We start from the raw sequence: 21,145 nt of genomic DNA, 5'->3' as shown, positions 1-21,145 counted from the left end.
ACATCAGCGCAAAATCAGAGCAAATAGCGCGGCAAACCGGCTGGCGGCGCCCAGCCTTCTTTCCGGGAGAATTCATGACGGTGATCGTGGTGGCGAATCCGAAGGGCGGCGTGGGCAAAAGCACGCTTTCGACCAATCTGGCCGGCTATTTCGCGGCGGCGGGCGAATGGGTCGCGCTGGCCGACCTGGACAAGCAGCAGTCCGCGCATGCCTGGCTCGCGCTGCGGCCCGCCACGCTGTCGGCCATCGAAACCTGGGAGGTCAACCCGGACACGCCGGCCAAACCGCCCCAGGGCCTCGAGCACGCGGTGATCGACACGCCGGCCGGGTTGCACGGCAATCGCCTGAATATCGCGCTGGATCTGGCTGACAAGGTGATCGTGCCGCTGCAGCCGTCCATGTTCGATATTCTCGCCACCCAGGAATTTCTCGAGCGGCTGGCGAAGGAAAAAGCGGTCAGGAAGGGCGCGATCGAGATCGGCGTGGTGGGCATGCGCGTCGATGCGCGCACGCGCTCGGCGGAGCAACTGCATCGCTTTGTCGAGGGTTTGAATCTGCCGGTCCTGGGTTACCTGCGCGACACGCAGAATTACGTGCAACTGGCGGCGCACGGCCTGACCTTGTGGGACGTCGCCAAAAGCCGCGTCGAGAAAGATCTGGAGCAGTGGCAGCCGATCATCGAATGGACTAACGGCACCAGCAAGAAGGCGGCGCGGCCGCCCGCTGCATGAAATTGCCCGGTGAACTGCAGGCTCAGGTCCAGTTCTGGGTCGGCACGTGATCGCGGCTGCCCTTGATCTTGTTGTTGTCGTCGACGAACACCAGATCCGGCTTCCAGCCCGCCTTCAGTTCCGCTTCGTCGACCACCGCGAACGCCGCGATGATCACCAGATCGCCGAGCTGCGCGCGCCGCGCCGCCGAACCATTCAGCGAAATCATGCCGCTGCCGCGTTCGCCCTTGATCGCGTACGTCGAAAAACGCTCGCCGTTGTTGATGTTCCAGATGTCGATCCGTTCGTTTTCGACGATGTTCGCGGCTTCGAGCAAGTCTTCGTCGATCGCGCACGAGCCTTCGTAGTGCAGTTCGCAGTGCGTGACCGCGACGCGATGGATTTTCGACTTCAGCATGTTGCGTTGCATGACCAATCCCTTGTGGCTTCTTGCGCGCGTTTGCGCAGACTAAGACGGCTTCAGATTTCGAGGTTGTCGATGAGACGGGTGGCGCCGAGCTTGGCGGCGGCCAGCACGACCAGTTCGGCGTTCGCGTCTTGCGGGCCTGGCGGCAGCAGATTCGAGCGCTTGCGCACCGCGATGTAATCGGGTTGCCAGCCCCGTGCGGCCAAGGCCGCCATCGCCGCCTGTTCGAGTTTTGCGAAGTCGCGATTGCCGGCGAGCACGGCATCGCGCACGCGATTGAGTTCGGCGGCCAGCGCCGGCGCTTCGGCGCGCTCGGCGGCCTGCAGAAACCGGTTGCGTGAGCTGAGCGCAAGGCCGTCGGCGTCACGCACGGTTTCGGCCGCGATGATGTCGGTCGGCAGCGCGAACTGGTGGCACATGCTGCGCACGATCATCAACTGCTGATAATCCTTCTTGCCGAACACCGCGACGCGCGGCTGCACGCACGACATCAGCTTCATCACCACCGTGCACACACCCTGAAAGAAACCAGGCCGGAATTCGCCTTCGAGGATGTCGCCCAGATCGTGCGGCGGATGCACGCGGTACGCCTGCGGCTCCGGGTAGAGATCCCGTTCCGTCGGCGCGAACAGCACGTAGACGCCTTCTTTCTGCAGTTTGTTGATGTCGTCTTCGAGCGTGCGAGGGTACTTGTCGAAATCTTCGTTCGGGCCGAACTGCAAGCGATTGACGAAGATGCTCGCCACCACCGGATCGCCGTGCTGGCGCGCGAGGCGCATCAGTGACAGATGGCCCTCGTGCAGATTGCCCATGGTCGGCACAAAGGCGGTGCGATTCTGGCCGCGCAACTGGTCGCGCAATTCATGGATCGAGCTGATGACTTTCATGATCGGACAGGGATTTCCTCGCGCGGCGCGAGATTGGGTTGCACAAAACCCTAGGATATCGCGGGGCCGCTGCCTCGCTGATAACGACAGGTTCGGAGCGCGGGATTGTAGTGGATTTGCGCCGGAGACGCACCGAAACGAGGTCTGCGCGGCAGCCTTGGCGCACACAAGCCCCGTCTTGCGGCTTCAGGCCGGCAGGTAGGCGAGGCGCACATAGATCGGTGCGAACGGCTCGGCCTGGGTGATTTCGACGAGCGACTCGCGGCACAGTTCGAGCATCGCAATGAAATTCACCACGACTACCGGCACACCCTTGCTCGTGTCGAACAGGTCGGAGAACTCCATGAAGCGCGCGTTTTGCAGTCGCCGCAGGATCGTGCTCATGTGCTCGCGCACCGACAATTCCTCGCGCGAAATCTTGTGGTGCTGGACCAGCTTGGCGCGCTTGATCACGTCGGCCCACGCGGCGCGCAGGTCTTCGCTGTTCACGTCCGGAAAGCGCGGCGTGATGCTTTGCTCGATGTACACCTCGGCGCGCAGGAAATCGCGGCCAAGCTGCGGTAAATGATCGATGCGCTGGGCGGCAAGTTTCATCTGCTCGTATTCGAGCAGGCGACGCACCAGTTCCGCACGCGGATCTTCGGCTTCTTCGCCGCTATCGGCCTTCTTCACCGGCAACAGCATGCGCGACTTGATCTCGATCAGCATCGCGGCCATCAGCAGATATTCGGACGCGAGTTCAAGATTGGTCTGACGCAACTGATCGACGTAGCCGAGGTATTGGACCGTGACGTCCGCCATCGGAATGTCGAGCACGTTGAAGTTCTGCTTGCGGATCAGGTACAGCAACAGATCCAGCGGGCCTTCGAAGGTTTCGAGGAACACCTCGAGCGCGTCCGGCGGAATGTACAGATCCGTCGGCAGCTTGAAGAGCGGCTCGCCGTACAGGCGTGCGAAAGCGATGCCGTCGACAATGTCCGGCGTCGAATCGGTGGCGGGCGCGGCAAGCGCGGCGTCGGCAGGAACCGGCGCGGCGCCCTTTGCCTCGTCGGCGTGACTCACGCGCTTAGAAGTTTTGATAGTACGAGTAAGGCGTCTGCTCTACGCGCGAAGCTTTCTCTTCGGCGCGTTCTTCGAGGTCGATCGGCTGTTTGTCCCACAGCAGCGACCGGCCACGGCGCTGCTCAGCTTCCAGATTCGGTTTTTGTTGCTTGAGCTGGTTCAGGAACTGGGTGATGTCCGATTGATACATGGCTCGACGTCCGTGGAGTAGGGAATGGCGGCTGCCCGGCGGGAATCCGCGCGGCATCGCTGCTATTCCATAATTTTACCGCATGCGCCGCGCGGGATCGAAAAATGGCGGCTGGCGCGAGCGGCCAGCCTGCTAAAACGTTTGGAACCGGTGCTGCTGCGAAGCGTCAAAGGCGGGGCGCGCCGCCCGCTTGGCGGCGTTTGCATTCGCCCGGTGGACCTGTTAGTCCATCCCCTATTTGAGATCGCGCGGCTTCGCCGATGTGGTCAAATAGCGAGCTTCGGCCGCCGCGGCGAGCCCGAGCGACAGAATCATCAACTACGGCCGGAGGTCCTGTTTGGCGGGGTGTGCGATCGAAGAGCCGCGGCTGCGGCGCGGCAAAGCCAGTGACGAGCGCGGGCCCCGGTCGCCCATTCGGCGCTGGCTGCGCGCATGGCTGGCGTTCGGCATCGTCATGCTGACGCTGGCCGTGTCCAACGCGCACGCCGCGCGTGCGGCCGCCAGCTACAAGGTCGACATCGAAGCCGCGCCGCGCTCGCTGCGCAAGCTGTTCGAAGCGCATCTGGACATTGCCCGTTTCGCCAAACGCCCTGATATCAGCGACGATCAGTTCGAATTTCTGATTACCGCGACCCCCCAGCAGGTGCGCGATCTGGCCGCCACGCAGGGCTATTTCACACCGGTCGTCCGCACCGACGTGCGAACCGTCGACGACACAAAACGCGTGACGGTGAGCGTCGACCCAGGCCTGCAAACCCTCATCACGTCGGTTTCGCTGTCGTTTCGCGGCCCCGTGCTCACCGAAGACCCGGCGCAGGAAAACGCCGCACGCTTCGCGTTTTCGCTGCACGAGGGCGACCCGTTTTCCCAGGGCGACTGGGACGATGCGAAAAACGCGTCGCTCAAGGCATTGCAGGCACGCCGTTACCTCGGCGCGAAGATCTACCATTCCGAGGCCCGCATCGATCCGCGCACGCACGAGGCGAAACTGTCGGTCACGTATGAAAGCGGCCCAACCTTCACAATGGGCAAGCTCGACGTATCCGGCACGCGGCGCTATCCGGAGCAGATCGTCGACAACGTGAATCCGATTTCAGCCGGCGATATCTACGACGTCCAGCGTGTCGCCGAATTGCAGCGGCAGTTGCAGAACACGCCGTACTACGCGAGCGTGGCGATCGATGTGGATAGCGATCCGGCCAAACCGGTCGATACGCCGGTGCACGTGAAGGTGTCGGAATATCCGTACAACAGCATTCGCGGCGGGGTAGGTTATTCGACCGACAATGGCCCCCTGATCCAGGGTTCGTATTCGTATCTCAACACGTTCGGCAAAGCGTGGCCGTTCACGGTCGAGGGCCGTCTCGACCAGATCCAGCAGTACGGGCAAATTCAGCTCGCGATGCCGCCGGGGCCGCGCGCGTGGACCAATAGTGTGCTGGCGTCCTACACCACCACTGACGTATCCGACACGCGCATCTACAGTATCCGCGGCGGCGTGCAGCGGGCCCGCACGTCGCAATTCATCGACTACAACTATTCGATCCTTTACTACCAGGACCGGCTCGACCAGAACGCGATCGCGCCGACCACCAGTCGCGCGCTGGTGCCGTCATGGTCGTGGACCCGCCGCAATACCGACGACCCGCTGTTCCCGCGCTCAGGCAACCTGATTCACGTCGAAGCGGGTTTCGCGGTCAAAGGCGCACTGACCGACCAGACGTTCGTGCGCGGCTACGCCCGCGGCCAGCAGTACCTGCCGATCGGCAAGGAAGATCTCGTGCTGTTCCGTGCCGAACTCGGCGGCGTGTTCACGAGCGGCAGCTCGAGCGGGATTCCGGCTTCGCTGCTGTTCCGCGCGGGTGGTTCGAACTCGGTGCGCGGCTATAGCTATCAGAGCATCGGTAACAATGTCGACGGTTCGGTGCTGCCCACCAAGTACCTTATGACGGCAACGGCCGAGTATCAGCATTGGTTCACCCACGATTGGGGCGCAGCCGCGTTCTTCGACATCGGCACCGCCACCGATACCTGGGGCGAAAAAGTCTTTTACCCTGGCGTCGGCATTGGGGCGCGCTGGCGCAGCCCGGTCGGTCCGGTCAATGTCGATGTCGCCTACGGAATTCGCAACAGGAGCGTGCGGCCGTATCTGACGCTCGGCATCGCCTTCTGATGGAATGCTTTTACATGATCCACGCATGACCACGGACGTTTCCACCCCACCGCCCGCGCAGCCGCCCGGACCGCAGCGGCCAGCCGACGCACCGCCGCCTGAGCGCCGTCACGGCCGGCTCATGCTGAAAACGCTAGCGTGGACGCTCGCCGTGCTGGTGCTGGTGGTGGCGGTAGCGATCGGCCTGCTGTACGGCGCGCTGACGACTGAGCGCGGGACTGCGTACGCGTGGCAGGCGGCGGTCAAACTGCTCGGCGGCAAGCTGACGGGCACCTTGGAGAGCGGTGCGCTCTCGACCGGCGTGCAACTACGGCAGGTGCGCTGGCGCAGTCTCGACGGCAGCGGCACCGATATCCAGATCGACCGCGTGGCCGGCCGATGGGGGCTTACGCGCAAACCTTGGCGCTTCACGATCGACTATCTGCACATCGGCACGGTGGACGCACGTCTCGGCTCCTCGTCGTCGAGCAGCAGCGGATCGCTGAAACTGCCGCAAGACTTGCGCTTGCCGATGCAACTCGAGGTGCGCGACGTGCAGGTCGACAAACTGCTGTTGCGCCAGGGCGGGTCGACTACGGAGCTTTCGCGCTTCATGTTTCATGGCCGCAGCGACGGCCGCCACCACGAGGCTGCGATCGAGCGGCTGGACACGCCGTTCGGCGCGGTGACGGCGGCGGCGAAGCTCGACGGAGTGCGACCGTTTCCGCTGACCGGCGAGGTAGGCTATTCGGGCAAGGTCAACAACGAGGCGGTGCAGGTGGGCGGCCATCTCAGCGGCTCGCTGGAGAATCTCATCGCCGAACTCGATGCCAGCGGCATGAAGCTCGCCGGCCACGCGCGGGTGGAGGCGACGCCGTTCGGCGACGTGCCCTTGCAACGCGCGACGTTGACCTTCGATCATGTCAATCCGCAGGCGTTTGCGCCGGGCGCGCCGCTGGCGGATCTGGCGGTGCGGGCGGAACTGGCGCCGGTGGGGCAGGATGCGGCGGGTGCGGTAGTGTTGGGTTCGAGCGCGGCGAGCGCGGCCCAACCGCCCCCTGTAAAAAACGGCAAAGGCGGCGTCAACATCGATGCGGCGGAAAAGGGCGCTGCGGGTTTCGCTGTTGCCGGGCAGGTCTCGATCGTCAACGCCAAACCCGGCGCGATCGACCAGAACCTGTTGCCCCTGATCAATGCCAACGCCGACGTGCGCCTCGACGCCCAGGCGCAGCGCATCTCGAACCTGAAGGTGCGGCTCGTGAAGAACGCCACGCTCACCGGTGGCGGCGCGCTGAGCGGCAAGCGCGGCCAGTTCGATCTGAAAGTCGCCGGGCTCGACCTGAACGCGCTTGAAGCGACCGTGCGGCCCACCCAGCTTTCCGGTCCGATCGGCATCCGTCTGAACGACGACGTGCAAAGCGTGACCCTCGATCTCGCCGACCCGAAAGCGGGGTTGCGCGCGCAAGGCAAGATGACCTTCGACCCTGCGCGAATGAGCTTCAACGACGTGCGCATCACGTCGGGCAAAGGCCGCATCGATCTGTCCGGCGCGCTCAAGCACGACGCGAATTCCACCTACAACCTGAAAGCGCAACTGACCGACTTCGACCCGTTGACGCTGACTTCGCAGATGCCCTCGCGCACGCCGGTGACGGGCCCCGCGCCGGCGGCGAGCGACGTCAAAGGCAAGCAAGGCGCGGCACAGGCGGGCAGCACGGCGGGGGCGAAGAGCGCGGCCCCTGGCGATAAAGCCGCCGCCGCGGTAAAGAACACGGCGAAGGCCGCGGTGCGGACCGAAGTGATTCAACGTAAAACCCCGCCGCCCAGGCGCGGTGCGCCGCCTGCCCGCAAGATCGAAGCGCGCGTGAACGGCACGCTCACGGCGGCCGGCATGCTTGGTCCGGTCTTCACCACCAAGGCTGAATTCAAACTGGGTCCGAGCGTCTATGACGGCCTGCCGCTGACGGGCGGCGGCACGGTCCAGTTAGCCGGCTCGCGGATTCTGCCGAGCCGCGCGACTCTGTCGGTGGCGGGCAATCAGGTCGATCTGCAAGGCAGCTTCGGCGCGCGCGGCGACCGGCTGCAGTTTCGCGTCGATGCACCGGAACTGGAGCGCCTCGGTTTCGGCCTTGCCGGCCTCGTCGCGGCGGATGGCGACGTCACCGGCTCCTTCGCGCATCCGAATGTCGTGCTGAACTACAAGGCAGACAGCGTGGTATTCAGCAGTAACCGGATCGGCCATGCCGAAGGCCACGCCGAACTGCGCGACGGGGCGAATGGCGCGCTCGTCTTCACCACCGACGCGCGCAATCTCAGCGCGGGCGGTGTCGATCTGACCACACTCACGGCGCGCCTGTCCGGAACGCGCGCCAACCATACGCTGGAGGCGGCGGCCACCGGCAAGCTGCAGGACCGTCCGCTCGATCTGACGCTCGCCGCCAACGGCAAGCTGACCGAAGCACGCGACGGCACGCGCTGGGACGGCACCGTGACGCGCCTGCAGAACCGTGGCACACCGGCGTTGAATCTCGAGTCGCCACTCGCCGTGAGCGCCGGGCCGAACCGTCTGACGCTCGGCGCGACACGCCTCACGCTCGAAGGGGCGGTGCTGAACCTGAAATCGTTCGCCTTCGACCATGGCAAGATCCAGTCCGCGGGAACCTTGACCGACATTTCGCTCGCACGCTTGCAGGATTTGCGTCGGGAGATCACCGGCACCCCGCCGGCTGTCAAAACCGATCTGGTGTTCGACGGCGACTGGGACTTCGCGCTCGGCAGTACCGCGAGCGGCCACATCCAGTTGAAGCGCCGTGGCGGCGACGTCACGGTCGAAATCGGCCGGGGTTTGGCTTCGCTGGGCATCACGGCGATGACCGCGCGTGCCGAATTCAGCGGCGGCAACCGGCTGAATGCGACCGTCCACGCGCAGGCCAGCCGCATCGGCGCGATCGATGCCGACGCGCACACCACGCTCGTGATGCGCGACGGTTTCCTGACGGTGAGCGAAGAGGGCGCGCTCACCGGCAATGTGAACGCGAACGTGCCGTCGCTGAAAACGACCGGCGGCCTGTTCGGCCCGAGCTATCTGCTCGACGGACACCTCGCGCTGAAACTCGCGCTCGGCGGTACGGTCGCCAGGCCGAATCTGACGGGGTCGCTGCTCGGCGACGGTTTGTCGGCTACGCTGGTCGACCAGGGCGTGCAGTTGAAGGACGGGGTGGTGCGCATCGCGCTCTCGCAAAATCTGGTGGACTTCCAGCAAGTCGAGTTTCACGGTGCGAGCGGCACCCTGCGTGCCACCGGCCGTGTGCGACTGGATGGTGCCCAGCCGGATCTGTCCGCGAGCATCGTCGCGGACAAGCTTGAGTTGTTCGCGGCGCCGGACCGCAATCTGTCGCTGTCGGGCAGCGCGAGCGTGGCGAACGCAGGAGCGGAGGGCGGTATGGCGATCAACGGCAAATTCGTGGTCGATCACGCGTTGTTCGACATGCCGGAGCAGTCTGCGCCCAAACTCGGTGACGACGTGGTGGTGGTGCGTCCAGACGGCACGGTCGCCGGCGAACGGCCGCCGCCGCAGGTGGCGGGCACCAACAAGCCGATCGGTCCATTTGCGCCGCGCGCCAATATCGACATCAGTCTCGGCCACAGCTTCCGTTTCCGCGGACAAGGCGCGGATCTCGGCCTGAGCGGCACGATCACCGCGATGAGCGCGCCGAACTTGCCGTTGCGCGCGGTCGGCAATGTCCGCGTGACGCAGGGCTCGACCTACACCGCGTTCGGCCGCAAGCTCAACATCGAGAACGGCTTCTTCACGTTCAACGGTCCGGTGGCCAATCCCGGCATCAACATCCTGGCGATGCGTCGCAATCAGCAGGTCGAGGCGGGCGTGCAGGTCACAGGCACGGTCCAGTTCCCGGTCGCGAAGCTGGTGTCCGAGCCGAACGTGCCGGATAACGAAAAACTCTCGTGGCTACTGTTCGGACACGGCACGGATCAGGGCAACAACCTCGGTCAGCAAAGCACCATGACGACCGCGCTCGCGTTGCTCGGCAGCGCGAGCGGCAAGCGGATTGCACAGACTTTCGGGCTCGACGAATTTTCGATCGGACGCAGCGAAGTCGGGCTGACCGATCCGCAGGTGGTGATGGTGTCGAAGGCGATCAACGAGTGGCTCGTGATCGGCTACGAGCAAGGTCTGCAGTCGGCGAGCAATGCGATCAAGGCGACCGTGAATCTGACGCGCTATTGGTCGGTTGCGGCCTATGGCGGCACGTTCGACGGAATCGAGCTGCTCTATACGCGGCGCTTTGACCGGATCAAGTGGTGATGTCCGGAACGCCGCGCCCGGGGATGCACTGGCGCGGCGTTCTCATTGAAGACCTGCTGAAAAGGATGGATCATTGAACAAAAAGCTGACCGAAAGCTTCTTTGCGAACCTGGAGCACGTTTTGGCGCGGATATAACCTGAAGCGAGCTGCTTGCACGCTGGCGCGGATGATAGGTAATGGATACCTTTGCAAGATGGAAAACAGCCGAATGAGGTGCGGACAAGATGAAAAAGAGCGCAACGACCGAGGGCGAATCCCCTTCTCGTCTGATCGACGCGAGGATCAAGGAACTGGACGACTGGAGGGGCAAGATGCTCGCCCATCTTCGTGCGCTCATCAAACAGGCTCTGCCTGAGGTAGTTGAGGAGTGGAAGTGGCGAGGCGTTCCGGTGTGGTATCACGATGGAATGATTTGCACCGGCGAAACGTACAAAAACGCGGTGAAGGCGACTTTCGCCAAGGGCGCTTCGCTCGATGACCCTTCCGGGCTATTCAATTCCAGCCTTGAAGGCAATACCAGGCGCGCTATCGATTTCCATGAGGGGGATGAAATAGATGAGGCTGCCTTCAAGACGCTCATACGTGCCGCTGCGGCCCTGAACAAGTCGTCGGCCCGCTAGTCGTCGAATCCGGCGCCCTCATGAGTGAGGCTTATCCTGGCGGCGCGATGTGTTCGATCTGTGCTTTTTATGCGGCCTTGTTTCCTGCCATAGCGCGCGCCGTGCTGGAGTCGGCATGAAATAAAACACGGCACGCCTTTCAAGCGTGCCGTGTTTTTGGAGGACCTGCAGCGTTCGACGCCGCGCGCTTTATTTCACGCGCATACCCGGCTTCGCGCCGCTATCCGGCTCGAGCACGTAGAGGCCCGGTTCGGCTTTCTCATCAGTGGCCGAGGCTGCCAGCACCATCCCTTCAGACATGCCGAACTTCATCTTGCGCGGCGCGAGATTCGCGACCATTACCGTCAGCTTGCCGACCAGTTGCTCCGGCTGATAGGCCGACTTGATGCCCGAGAACACGTTGCGTGTCTGCTCTTCACCGACGTCGAGCGTCAGTTGCAGCAGCTTGTCCGAACCTTCCACCGCCTTGCAGTCGACGATCTTCGCGATGCGCAGATCGATCTTGGCGAAATCGTCGATCGAGATGATGCCGGGCGTTTCGTCCTTATCGGCGGCTGCTTTCGCTGCCTTCGACTTGGCCTTCGCATCCGCCGGCGCCGCGGCGTCCGGCGTGGCTTGCAGCGAATCGCGATTCGCAGCGATGAGCGCCTCGATCTGCTTCGGATCGACGCGTGTCATCAGGTGCTTATACGCGTTGATCGGGCACGCCGAACTCAACGGCACGTTGGCGTCGGCCCACACCAGCGGCTCGATGCCGAGGAAGCCCTCGACGGCTTCCGCCAGCTTCGGCAACACCGGCTTGAGCGCCAGCGACAGCAGACGGAACGCCTCAATGCTTACGCTGCAGGTTTCATGCAACGCGACCGCGTTCGCCGGGTCTTTCGCCTGATCCCACGGCTTGGCGCTGTCGACGTACGCGTTGACCGCGTCGGCCAGTTCCATGGTGTGACGCAGCGCGCGGTTGTACTCGCGTGCTTCGTAGTTCGCGGCGATTTGCGGCACGGCCGCGCGCAACGTGGCGAGCAACGGATGCTGCATCGCGCTGTCCTGCACGCGGCCGTCGAAACGCTTGATCAGGAAGCCGGCGGCGCGGCTCGCGATGTTCACGTACTTGCCGACCAGATCGCTGTTCACGCGCGCCTGGAAGTCGTCGAGGTTCAGGTCGAGGTCTTCCATCGTGCTGTTCAGCTTGGCGGCGAAGTAGTAGCGCAGCCATTCCGGATTGAGGCCCGTGTCGATCACGCTTTGCGCGGTGATGAACGTGCCGCGCGACTTCGACATCTTCGAGCCGTCCACCGTCAGGAAGCCGTGCGCGAATACGTTGGTCGGCGTGCGGTGGCCCGAAAATTCGAGCATGGCCGGCCAGAACAGCGTGTGGAAATACAGAATGTCTTTGCCGATGAAATGGTACTGCTCGGCGGTCGAGTCCTTGCGAACCCATGCGTCGAAATCCAGGCCGCGCTTTTCGGCGAGGTTCTTGAAGCTCGCGTAGTAGCCGACCGGCGCGTCCAGCCATACATAGAAATACTTGCCCGGCGCGTCCGGAATCTCGAAGCCGAAATACGGCGCGTCGCGCGAGATGTCCCAGTCGGCGAGCTTGGCCTCGCCGGCGTCGCCGAGCCATTCGCGCATCTTGTTGGTGGCTTCGGGCTGTGCCAGGCCACCCACCCATGTGCGCAGGAAATTCTCGCAGCGCGGATCGGATAGGCGGAAGAAGTAGTGCGTCGAGGTCTTACGAATCGGCGTGGCGCCCGAGACGACCGAATACGGATTGAGCAGCTCGGTTGGCTGGTAAGTCGAACCGCATACTTCGCAGCTGTCGCCGTACTGATCCTTCGCGCCGCACTTCGGGCATTCGCCTTTGATGAAGCGGTCCGGCAGGAACATTTCCTTGACGGGATCGTAGGCCTGTTCGATATCGCGCGCTTCGATCAGGCCGGCCGCCTTGAGCGCAAGGTAGACTGATTCGCTCAACACACGATTCTCTTCGGAATCGGTCGAGTAGTAATTGTCGAACGAAATGCCGAAGCTGTCGAAATCGCGTTTGTGCTCCTGCCAGACGCGGTCGATCAGCTGCTTGGGCGTCAGACCTTCCTTTTCCGCGCGCAGCATGATCGGTGTGCCATGCGTGTCGTCGGCGCCCACGTAGTAGACCTCGTGCCCGTGCATTCGCAACGTCCGGACCCAGATGTCCGTCTGGATATATTCGACCAGATGGCCAATATGGATTTGCCCATTCGCATACGGAAGGGCCGACGTGACGAGAACCTGGCGACGGCCTGACGGCGCGCCTGCGGAGAGATCGGTTGCGGGTGCTGACATAAGGATGGCGGGAGCCTGCGGTGGGACGAAACGTTGATTCTAGCAGGGCAGGCGCCCGGCGCGGGGCGGGCCGCCCGAGGGGGCGTCTGGTCGGCGCGGGGCCGAATGGTGTGGGCGACGGTGAAAACCGGGCGCCCAAAAAAAACCGGGGCTGTTAACCCCGGAGCAACAACGACAAGAGGAGAATGGTGACGCAGCGGCAATTGCCAGCCACGTACCGTAAAGAGAGACCGTGGATTTTCGGCAGAGTTCGAAATTTTTTCGCGCTCGTGCGAAATTCCCTTTCCTCCGTTTTTTACGGCGTACCGGCCGCCGGTGGCAAAAGCCCGGCGCCCGGCTTCTTCATCCTCTTTCAAACTGTGCCGTTATTGCGTGGCGTGCTGAGCCGTGGCGCGCAGATAGATTTCCACACGACGGTTCGCCGCGCGGCCCGCTTCGGTGTTGTTGTCGGCGATCGGCTGGTTCTGGCCCATGCCTTGTGCCGACAGACGCTGCGGTGCGACGCCGCGCTGCCCCAGATAGCCTGTCACGCTTTGCGCGCGGTTGACCGACAACGTCTGGTTGTAGGCCGGCTGACCCGTGCTATCCGTGTAGCCGATCACCTGGGCGATCAGTTCCGGATTCTGCTGCATGGTCTGGGTCAACTGATCCAGCACGGGCGCGAACGACGGCTTGATCGCGTAGCTGTTGGTGTCGAACGTGACCGAGCTCGGGATGTTCAGCTTGAGCGAGCCGTCCGGCTGTTCGGTGATCTGCGTGCCGGTGCCCTTGGTGGCGCCCGACAGTTTGTTATGAATGGCCTGCCAGTTGTAGCCGGTAACGCCGCCGACCGCCGCGCCGACGCCCGCGCCAATCGCCGCGCCCTTGCCGCCGCCGAAGATCGCGCCGAGCGCGGCGCCGGTGCCGGCGCCTACGCCCGTACCAACGGCCGTGTTCGTGCCCTGTTGGGATGCGCAGCCTGCCAGCAACGAACCGGCAACGGCAAAAACGGCCAGGCGAGTCATGATTTTTGCATTCATTTTTGATTCCTCTTGAGTGAAGCGTGTAAAGCGGTACGTAACGATCAATCTATGCGGCGAACACGATGCAATAAAGCGGGCTGCCCGACTGCACAGAAAATCTTACGCCTTTCCAAGTCCCGGTCCGACAGTGAAGAAGGGTCTTCCGGCAATGCGTGGCGCGAGCCACTACAATGATGGCTGAAGTACCTAGCGATGCGACCCCATAGCGTTCCGCCTGCCCGAAGGGTGCCCGGCGCGCCTGGTTTTCGCAATCCTGTCTAACAATTTCTTTCAAATTCCGGCGCGTGGCCGAGACTTCGATTCCGTCGCGCCGCAAGTGTTCCCCACGGAGTGTCAATGAGTATCGATCGGGCTTTTGTCGACGCAGCCCTCGCGGCCGTCACTGACCCCAACACGGGCAAGCCCTACGCGGCCGCCAGGAACATCAAGAACGTCGCCGTGGAGGGTGACACGGTTAGCCTCGAGGTGGTACTCGGCTATCCGGCCAAGCGGCAGTTCGAGGCGATCCGCGGACAGTTCGCCGATGCGCTGAAAGCCGTTCCCGGCGTGGCAAACGCACGTGTCGAGGTGTCCCAGCACATCGCTGCGCACACCGTGCAGCGCGGCGTCAAACTATTGCCGAACGTTAAAAACATCGTCGCGGTGGCGTCGGGCAAGGGCGGGGTCGGCAAGAGCACGACCGCCGTGAACCTGGCGCTGGCGCTGGCGAGCGAAGGCGCGTCGGTCGGCATCCTCGACGCGGATATTTACGGCCCGTCGCTGCCGATGATGCTCGGCATCGAGGGCCGCCCAGAGTCGCCCGATGAAAAGTCGATGAACCCGATGACCGGCCACGGCTTGCAGGCCAACTCGATCGGCTTTCTGATCGAGCAGGACAACCCGATGGTGTGGCGCGGCCCGATGGCCACCTCGGCACTTGAACAGTTGCTGCGGCAGACCAACTGGCAAGATCTTGACTACCTGATCGTCGACATGCCGCCGGGCACCGGCGACATTCAGCTGACCTTGTCCCAGCGCGTGCCGGTGACGGGCGCCGTGATCGTCACGACGCCGCAGGACATCGCGCTGCTCGACGCGAAGAAGGGGCTCAAGATGTTCGAGAAGGTCGGCATTCCGATTCTCGGCATCGTGGAGAACATGGGGATGCATATCTGTTCGAATTGCGGCCACGAAGAGCATATCTTCGGCGCGGGCGGCGGCGAGCGGATGGGCAAGGAATACGGCGTGGATGTGCTGGGCAGCCTGCCGCTCGATATCGCGATCCGCGAGCAGGCCGATTCGGGCCGTCCGACCGTGGCAGCCGACCCCGACGGGCGTATCGCCGGGATCTATCGGTCGATCGCGCGCAAGGTTGCGATCCATATCGCCGAACGGGCTCGCGACATGACTTCGAAGTTTCCCAGCATCGTCGTCCAGAACACCTGAGTAGCCGTTCGGACAAGGGGCCACGGCGACAATTTACGCCGGGTCTCGCGGTATCATGTCGACTTCACAAGTTCGGCTCGGCGGCCGCAGGGGCGGCTGCCAGGTCGGCAAGAGGATCGCATGGGAAAACGAATCGACGGGCAGGCGGTGCGTGCCTTCATCGTCCTGGCTGCCAGCAGTGTGCTGTTATGCGGCTGTAGCGCGTTCCTGAGACCACAGGAAAAGCGTGCCGACGCGCAGTTGCTGCCCACCGTGGGCAATCAGGCGCACGGCCTCGTGACGTTCATCGAGCGCTCGGACGGCGTGCAGGTTACCTACAACCTCGCGGGCCTGCCCCCGAATAGCGACCACGCCTTGCAAGTGCACGAACGCGGCGACTGCAACGCCGCCGACGGTTCCAGCGCCGGCCATGTGTTCTCGCCGGCTGCCGAGCGTCTGAAAGCCGGGGCACGGGTCGAAGGCGATCTCGGCAACATTCATGCGGACGCCAACGGTGTGGCGACGGGCTTCATCGTCGCGCCGGATGTGTCGCTCGACGGGATCCGCTCGGTGTTGCAACGCGCGGTTCTGCTGCATCACGACGCGACCGACCCTTACGCTTATCCGCAGCATGGCGCGGGCCCCGCGCTCGCATGTGGTTTGATTCGCCAGTAAGGGCAGCGCACGCCGCTCTCAGGCCATGCCCGCAGCAGCATTCTCACGATCGCGTAAAATAAGCGCCTTTCGTTGGGGGCGCCTAGCCGGGGACGCCTGGCCGGGGTCGCTCGGCCCGGACGCGCAGTTGAGGCGCCCGGTTCAGCGGTGCGCCGCGCAAGCCGATACCCGAAGTTACCCGATAGTTGCCGGTACCTACCGGATTGTTACCCGTCACACACCTGTCACTCACGTCGAGCAGCGTTCACCTATGACTATCAAATCCGACAAGTGGATCCGGCGCATGGCCGAGTCGCACAACATGATCGAGCCGTTTGCGCCCGATCAGGTCCGCGTCTCCGAAGACGGCCGGAAGATTGTCAGCTACGGCACGTCGAGCTACGGCTACGACATCCGCTGCGCCGACGAATTCAAGATCTTCACCAACATCAACTCGACCATCGTCGATCCGAAGAACTTTGACGAGAAGTCGTTTGTCGACTTCAAGGGCGATGTCTGCATCATCCCGCCGAATTCGTTCGCGCTGGCCCGCACCGTCGAATATTTCCGCATTCCGCGCAGCGTCCTGACCGTGTGTCTGGGCAAGTCCACGTATGCGCGCTGCGGGATCATCGTCAACGTGACGCCGTTCGAACCGGAATGGGAAGGGCACGTCACGCTCGAGTTCTCGAATACGACACCTTTGCCTGCGAAAATTTACGCGAACGAAGGTGTCGCCCAGGTGCTGTTTTTCGAAAGCGACGAGATTTGTCAAACGTCGTACGCGGATCGCGGCGGCAAATATCAAGGTCAGCACGGCGTCACGTTGCCCAAGACGTGACGCCCGGCAGCACTGACCCACCAGCTATACCGGGTGACCGCTGCAATTACAGAATGCAGCGGTCGTTCTTTTTGGAGAATCGCCCATGAAGTTTCGTTTTCCCGTCGTCATCATCGACGAAGATTTTCGCTCCGAGAACATCTCGGGTTCCGGCATCCGGGCTTTGGCCGAAGCTATCGAGAAAGAAGGCGCGGAAGTGCTCGGGTTGACGAGCTACGGCGATCTGACTTCGTTCGCACAGCAATCGAGCCGCGCGTCGTGCTTCATCCTGTCGATCGACGACGACGAACTGCTGCCGTACGTCGATAACGTCGTGGTGGAAGGCGAGACACCGGAGCTGGCAGCCGCGATCGTCGCGCTGCGCGCGTTCGTGGCCGAAGTGCGCCGCCGCAATGCGGACATTCCGATCTTCCTGTACGGCGAAACGCGCACCTCGCGCCACCTGCCGAACGACATCCTGCGCGAGCTGCACGGCTTCATCCACATGTTCGAGGACACGCCGGAGTTCGTCGCGCGCCACATCATCCGCGAGACCAAGGTGTATCTGGATTCGCTCGCGCCGCCGTTCTTCAAGGAGCTGGTGCAGTACGCCGACGAAGGCTCGTACTCCTGGCATTGCCCGGGGCACTCGGGCGGCGTCGCCTTCCTGAAGAGCCCGCTCGGCCAGATGTTCCACCAGTTTTTCGGTGAGAACATGCTGCGCGCCGACGTGTGTAACGCCGTCGACGAACTCGGTCAGCTGCTCGACCACACCGGCCCGATTGCGGCCTCCGAGCGCAACGCCGCGCGCATTTTCAGCGCCGACCACGTGTTCTTCGTGACCAACGGCACGTCCACGTCGAACAAGATCGTCTGGCACGGCACGGTTGCGCCGGGCGACATCGTGCTGGTGGACCGCAACTGCCACAAGTCCATCCTGCACGCGATCACGATGACCGGCGCCATTCCGGTGTTCCTCACGCCCACCCGTAACAACTTCGGCATCATCGGCCCGATTCCGCGTAGCGAATTCGAGCCGGAAAACATTCGCAAGAAAATCCTGGCGAATCCGTTCGCTCGCGAAGCATTGGCCAAAAACCCGGATCTGAAGCCGCGCATCCTGACCATCACGCAGAGCACGTACGACGGCGTGATCTACAACGTCGAAATGATCAAGGGCATGTTGGGCGAATTGCTCGACACCCTGCACTTCGACGAAGCGTGGCTGCCGCACGCCGAATTCCACGAGTTCTACCAGGACATGCACGCGATCGGCGCGGGCCGTCCGCGTATCGGCGCGATGGTGTTCGCCACGCACTCCACGCACAAGCTGCTGGCCGGCATTTCGCAGGCTTCGCAGATCGTCGTGCAGGATTCGAAGAACAGCCGCTTCGACAAGCACCGTTTTAACGAAGCGTACTTGATGCATACGTCGACGAGCCCGCAGTACGCGATCATCGCGTCGTGCGACGTGGCCGCGGCAATGATGGAAGCGCCGGGCGGCACGGCTTTGGTCGAAGAATCGATCGCCGAAGCACTCGACTTCCGCCGCGCGATGAGCAAAGTCGACGCCGAATACGGCGACGACTGGTTCTTCAAGGTGTGGGGTCCGGACCACTTCGCCGAAGAAGGCATCGGTTCGCGCGAAGACTGGATGCTGCGCCCGAACGATGCATGGCACGGTTTCGGCCCGCTCGCCGAAGGCTTCAACATGCTTGACCCGATCAAGGCGACCATTGTCACGCCGGGTCTGGATATGGACGGCGGCTTCGGCGAGTCGGGCATTCCGGCCGCGATCGTCACGAAGTATCTGGCCGAGCACGGCATCATCGTCGAGAAGACGGGGCTGTATTCGTTCTTCATCATGTTCACGATCGGCATTACCAAGGGCCGCTGGAACTCGATGGTCACCGAACTCCAGCAGTTCAAGGACGACTACGACAACAACCAGCCGCTGTGGCGCGTGCTGCCGGAGTTCGTCTCGCATCATCCGATGTACGAGCGCGTCGGCCTGCGCGATCTGTGCGAGCAGATCCACAGCGTCTACCGCGCGAACGACATTGCACGCCTGACGACCGAGATGTACCTATCGAGCATGGAGCCGGCCATGAAGCCGTCCGACGCGTTCGCCAAGCTCGCGCACCGCGAGATCGACCGGGTACCGATCGACGAACTCGAAGGCCGCGTCACGTCGATTCTGTTGACGCCGTATCCCCCGGGCATTCCGCTGTTGATTCCTGGTGAGCGCTTCAACAAGACCATCGTCAACTATCTGCGTTTCGCGCGTGAGTACAACGAACGCTTCCCGGGTTTCCACACGGACATCCACGGGCTCGTTGGCGAAATGATCAACGGGCGCATCGAATACTTCGTCGATTGCGTGCGCGCCTGACGATGTGGCTGGTGAAGTCCCTGTCGAGCGCTGACGGCTGGCGGCGCGCGCTTTGCGCGCTGAGCTTGACGTCGGCGGCGGTGCTCGGCGCGGCGCTCGGTGTGGCGCCGCGAGCGGCGCATGCCGAAGTCGCCGCCGCCGATCCGATCGACGCGGCGATGCGCACCTGTCTTGCGCGCAGCGATATGTCGTCGACAGCGGGGCAGGTGCAGTGCATGGACAATGCGCGGATCGGCTGGCGGGCCGCGGTGGACAGCGCGTGGCAGCAGCTACAGACGAAGTTGCCGCCGGCGCGGCGTAAGCCGTGGGAAAAGAGCCAGGCGAGCTGGCTGGCTTCGCGCGATGCGGAGAGGCAGTTGCTCGCAGCGGTGTTCGCGACGACGCACGGCTCGATGTATGTGCTGTCCGAAGCCGACATGCAGTTGCAGCCGGTGCGTGACCGCGCGCTCTCGCTGCGCAGCGAGGTTGCCAGGCTCAGCGCCGGCGGAGACCCGCCGCGCCGTTCGCGAGCCTGTCGCGCGGACGCGCAATGCGAACACGCGATGTTCGATCTGAACCGCTACTACCGCCGCTTGCAGTCGAAGATGCCGGCGCACTCGCGTTCAACACTTACGCGCGCGCAAAAAGCCTGGATGGCGTATCTCAACGCCACCATGCCGGCGATCGACGAACGCAGCCGCATCGATATCATCGGTGCGCGGGTGGCGACGCTCAAACGCTTGTCCGAGACGGTCGGCAACGACTGATGGCGGTGTGACGCGGCGCGAGCGCCTGGCGCCTGCTTGCGCATCAATCTGTGCCGGAGAATCGGGCGCGCGCGACAGCGCTCGATCAATCGCGTAGGTAGTCTTCGGCTTCCGGCGTGGGCAGGTCCAGCGCCGGCTCGCCGAGCAGATCGCGCGTGGCGTCTTCGATAGAGGCAGACAGCATGTTGAGCGCGAGGTCGTTGTCGTCCGTGCCGAACGGCTCCTCGAGCTGCGAAGCGATCGCCTCGTGCGCCATGAAGGTGTAGGCGACGAACACTGCGAAGACCGGCGTGAAAATTCCGATGCTGTCGACCAGTCCGAACGGCAGCGACGCGCAGAAGAAATACACCGTGCGGTGAATCATCACCGAGTAAGCGAAGGGTAGCGGCGTCGACATGATGCGCTCGCAACCGCCGATCACATCCGATAATCCATTCAGGTTTCGATCGAAGGCGAGCACCGTCATTGGATCGATCGCGCCCGCCCGTGCCTGGCGCTGTACCCACTCGCCTAGCCAGAGCAGGAGGGTCGCGGGTTTGTAGCGTGACGCCATGACGCGGTCGAAAAGGGGTGTCGGCAGACGTGCGCCGAGGTCTTCAGCGGGGTCGCTTTTGCGAAGCTGGTGACGCAGGGCGTGGGGGAGTGCGCTCAGGGCGGCGGTGAACGCTTTGATTTCTTCTGGCGGTAGCGGATTGTTGGGCAGCGTGAGGACCTGACGGATGAGCGAGCGTGTGTCGTTCAGCAGCTGGCCCCAGAGCTTGCGAGCTTCCCACCAGCGGTCGTAGCTGGCGTTGTTCCTGAAGCCCAGAAAGACGGCTAACGCGATGCCTATCAGCGAGAACGGAGCAGTGGTGTTGAGGTTGAGCGAGATCGGCAACAGGTGGTCGTGGGCGGCCACGGCGAGGATCGCGATGCAGAAGATCAGGGATAAGCGCGGGAGTAACTGGGGGAGGACGGAGCCCCGCCAGGCGAGTAGCATGCGGAACCAATGGAGATGCGGGCGGATGATCATTGGGTTTGCTTTTTTTGCCTTCGGCGGTTGGGATTTCTATACATATTATCGCTAAGGAAGGTCTGCACAACCCGTTTCCTGCACGTCGCGCGGTTTGCTGCCCGCGTTGTAGTGGCGGCGAAGATGCTGGGACCTCGATCACAGTTTTATTCGAACCGTGGCAATGTGCGTTTGCCGAAACTCATGACATGTATTGAACTAGACTAAATCTGACAGTGGTCGGTTTCTCGTGCTGATGTGCGCTGGCGCGAGGGCGTAGCCCGAAGCGACAACACACGCGGCAAACCGCAAGGAGTCCACCATGACTCAGGAACAGAAAGTTATCCGCGCCAAGGTCGGGATGCTGGAGCTGGCCCGGCAACTGGGCAACGTCAGTCAGGCCTGCCGTGTAATGGGC

The 21,145-nt window shown here is 63.1% G+C and carries 16 protein-coding genes; 9 read left to right on the top strand and 7 right to left on the bottom strand.

Annotated features, from left to right (window positions below; all coding sequences use genetic code 11):
- Nucleotides 1-74: 74 nt before the first annotated feature.
- The gene (locus ACAX43_RS10525; protein ID WP_370708343.1) at nt 75-731 is read left to right on the top strand and encodes a ParA family protein; all 657 of its coding nucleotides are present in this window, start codon (nt 75-77) and stop codon (nt 729-731) included.
- Between the two features lie 22 nt (nt 732-753).
- Here the strand turns inward: ACAX43_RS10525 and panD are convergent, their stop codons facing one another.
- From panD to ACAX43_RS10505, 4 genes are all read right to left on the bottom strand, one after another.
- Nucleotides 754-1,140 carry an aspartate 1-decarboxylase gene (panD, locus tag ACAX43_RS10520; protein WP_012432059.1) on the bottom strand — a complete coding sequence of 129 codons (387 nt, stop codon included), beginning with the start codon at nt 1,138-1,140 and terminating at the stop codon, nt 754-756.
- Nucleotides 1,141-1,190: 50 nt separating this feature from the next.
- Nucleotides 1,191-2,024 (bottom strand): pantoate--beta-alanine ligase, encoded by an 834-nt coding sequence (panC, locus tag ACAX43_RS10515; RefSeq protein WP_370708342.1) that lies wholly within the window; start codon nt 2,022-2,024, stop codon nt 1,191-1,193.
- 186 nt (nt 2,025-2,210) lie between these two features.
- Complete coding sequence (locus tag ACAX43_RS10510) at nt 2,211-3,086, bottom strand: ScpA family protein (RefSeq protein WP_370708341.1); 876 nt, start codon at nt 3,084-3,086, stop codon at nt 2,211-2,213.
- A gap of 4 nt (nt 3,087-3,090) precedes the next feature.
- Nucleotides 3,091-3,276, bottom strand: coding sequence for a DUF3460 family protein (locus ACAX43_RS10505; protein WP_120298403.1), 186 nt, complete (start codon nt 3,274-3,276; stop codon nt 3,091-3,093).
- Nucleotides 3,277-3,613: 337 nt separating this feature from the next.
- Between ACAX43_RS10505 and ACAX43_RS10500 the strand changes: the two genes are divergently transcribed.
- The 3 genes from ACAX43_RS10500 (at nt 3,614) to ACAX43_RS10490 (ending at nt 10,376) form a co-directional block, all read left to right on the top strand.
- A complete protein-coding gene (locus ACAX43_RS10500) occupies nt 3,614-5,449 on the top strand; it encodes an autotransporter assembly complex family protein (protein WP_370708340.1) in 1,836 nt (611 codons plus the stop codon).
- A gap of 25 nt (nt 5,450-5,474) precedes the next feature.
- Complete coding sequence (locus tag ACAX43_RS10495; RefSeq protein WP_370708339.1) at nt 5,475-9,755, top strand: translocation/assembly module TamB domain-containing protein; 4,281 nt, start codon at nt 5,475-5,477, stop codon at nt 9,753-9,755.
- Between the two features lie 225 nt (nt 9,756-9,980).
- Nucleotides 9,981-10,376, top strand: coding sequence for a DUF1801 domain-containing protein (locus ACAX43_RS10490; RefSeq protein WP_370708338.1), 396 nt, complete (start codon nt 9,981-9,983; stop codon nt 10,374-10,376).
- A 189-nt stretch (nt 10,377-10,565) separates the two neighbouring features.
- Here the strand turns inward: ACAX43_RS10490 and metG are convergent, their stop codons facing one another.
- Together metG and ACAX43_RS10480 are read right to left on the bottom strand one after the other, a co-directional pair.
- On the bottom strand, nt 10,566-12,698 hold the full coding sequence (metG, locus tag ACAX43_RS10485; protein ID WP_370708337.1) for a methionine--tRNA ligase: 2,133 nt from the start codon (nt 12,696-12,698) through the stop codon (nt 10,566-10,568).
- Between the two features lie 365 nt (nt 12,699-13,063).
- Nucleotides 13,064-13,717 carry an OmpA family protein gene (locus ACAX43_RS10480; RefSeq protein ID WP_370708336.1) on the bottom strand — a complete coding sequence of 218 codons (654 nt, stop codon included), beginning with the start codon at nt 13,715-13,717 and terminating at the stop codon, nt 13,064-13,066.
- 339 nt (nt 13,718-14,056) lie between these two features.
- Here ACAX43_RS10480 and apbC point away from each other — a divergent pair, with 339 nt between their 5' ends.
- From apbC to ACAX43_RS10455, 5 genes are all read left to right on the top strand, one after another.
- Complete coding sequence (apbC, locus tag ACAX43_RS10475; protein ID WP_370708335.1) at nt 14,057-15,145, top strand: iron-sulfur cluster carrier protein ApbC; 1,089 nt, start codon at nt 14,057-14,059, stop codon at nt 15,143-15,145.
- Nucleotides 15,146-15,265: 120 nt separating this feature from the next.
- Nucleotides 15,266-15,799 (top strand): superoxide dismutase family protein, encoded by a 534-nt coding sequence (locus ACAX43_RS10470; RefSeq protein WP_370708334.1) that lies wholly within the window; start codon nt 15,266-15,268, stop codon nt 15,797-15,799.
- A 250-nt stretch (nt 15,800-16,049) separates the two neighbouring features.
- Nucleotides 16,050-16,619 (top strand): dCTP deaminase, encoded by a 570-nt coding sequence (gene dcd / locus ACAX43_RS10465; protein WP_169488155.1) that lies wholly within the window; start codon nt 16,050-16,052, stop codon nt 16,617-16,619.
- 85 nt (nt 16,620-16,704) lie between these two features.
- On the top strand, nt 16,705-18,990 hold the full coding sequence (locus ACAX43_RS10460) for an Orn/Lys/Arg decarboxylase N-terminal domain-containing protein (RefSeq protein ID WP_370708333.1): 2,286 nt from the start codon (nt 16,705-16,707) through the stop codon (nt 18,988-18,990).
- A gap of 2 nt (nt 18,991-18,992) precedes the next feature.
- A complete protein-coding gene (locus tag ACAX43_RS10455; protein WP_370708332.1) occupies nt 18,993-19,736 on the top strand; it encodes a lysozyme inhibitor LprI family protein in 744 nt (247 codons plus the stop codon).
- An 85-nt stretch (nt 19,737-19,821) separates the two neighbouring features.
- Here ACAX43_RS10455 and ACAX43_RS10450 read toward each other — a convergent pair whose 3' ends face one another.
- Complete coding sequence (locus ACAX43_RS10450; protein WP_370708331.1) at nt 19,822-20,748, bottom strand: bestrophin family protein; 927 nt, start codon at nt 20,746-20,748, stop codon at nt 19,822-19,824.
- Nucleotides 20,749-21,145: the final 397 nt, after the last annotated feature.

The organism is Paraburkholderia sp. IW21 (assembly GCF_041321145.1).
Classification (GTDB): domain Bacteria; phylum Pseudomonadota; class Gammaproteobacteria; order Burkholderiales; family Burkholderiaceae; genus Paraburkholderia.
This window is presented reverse-complemented; position numbering and strand designations above follow the sequence as displayed.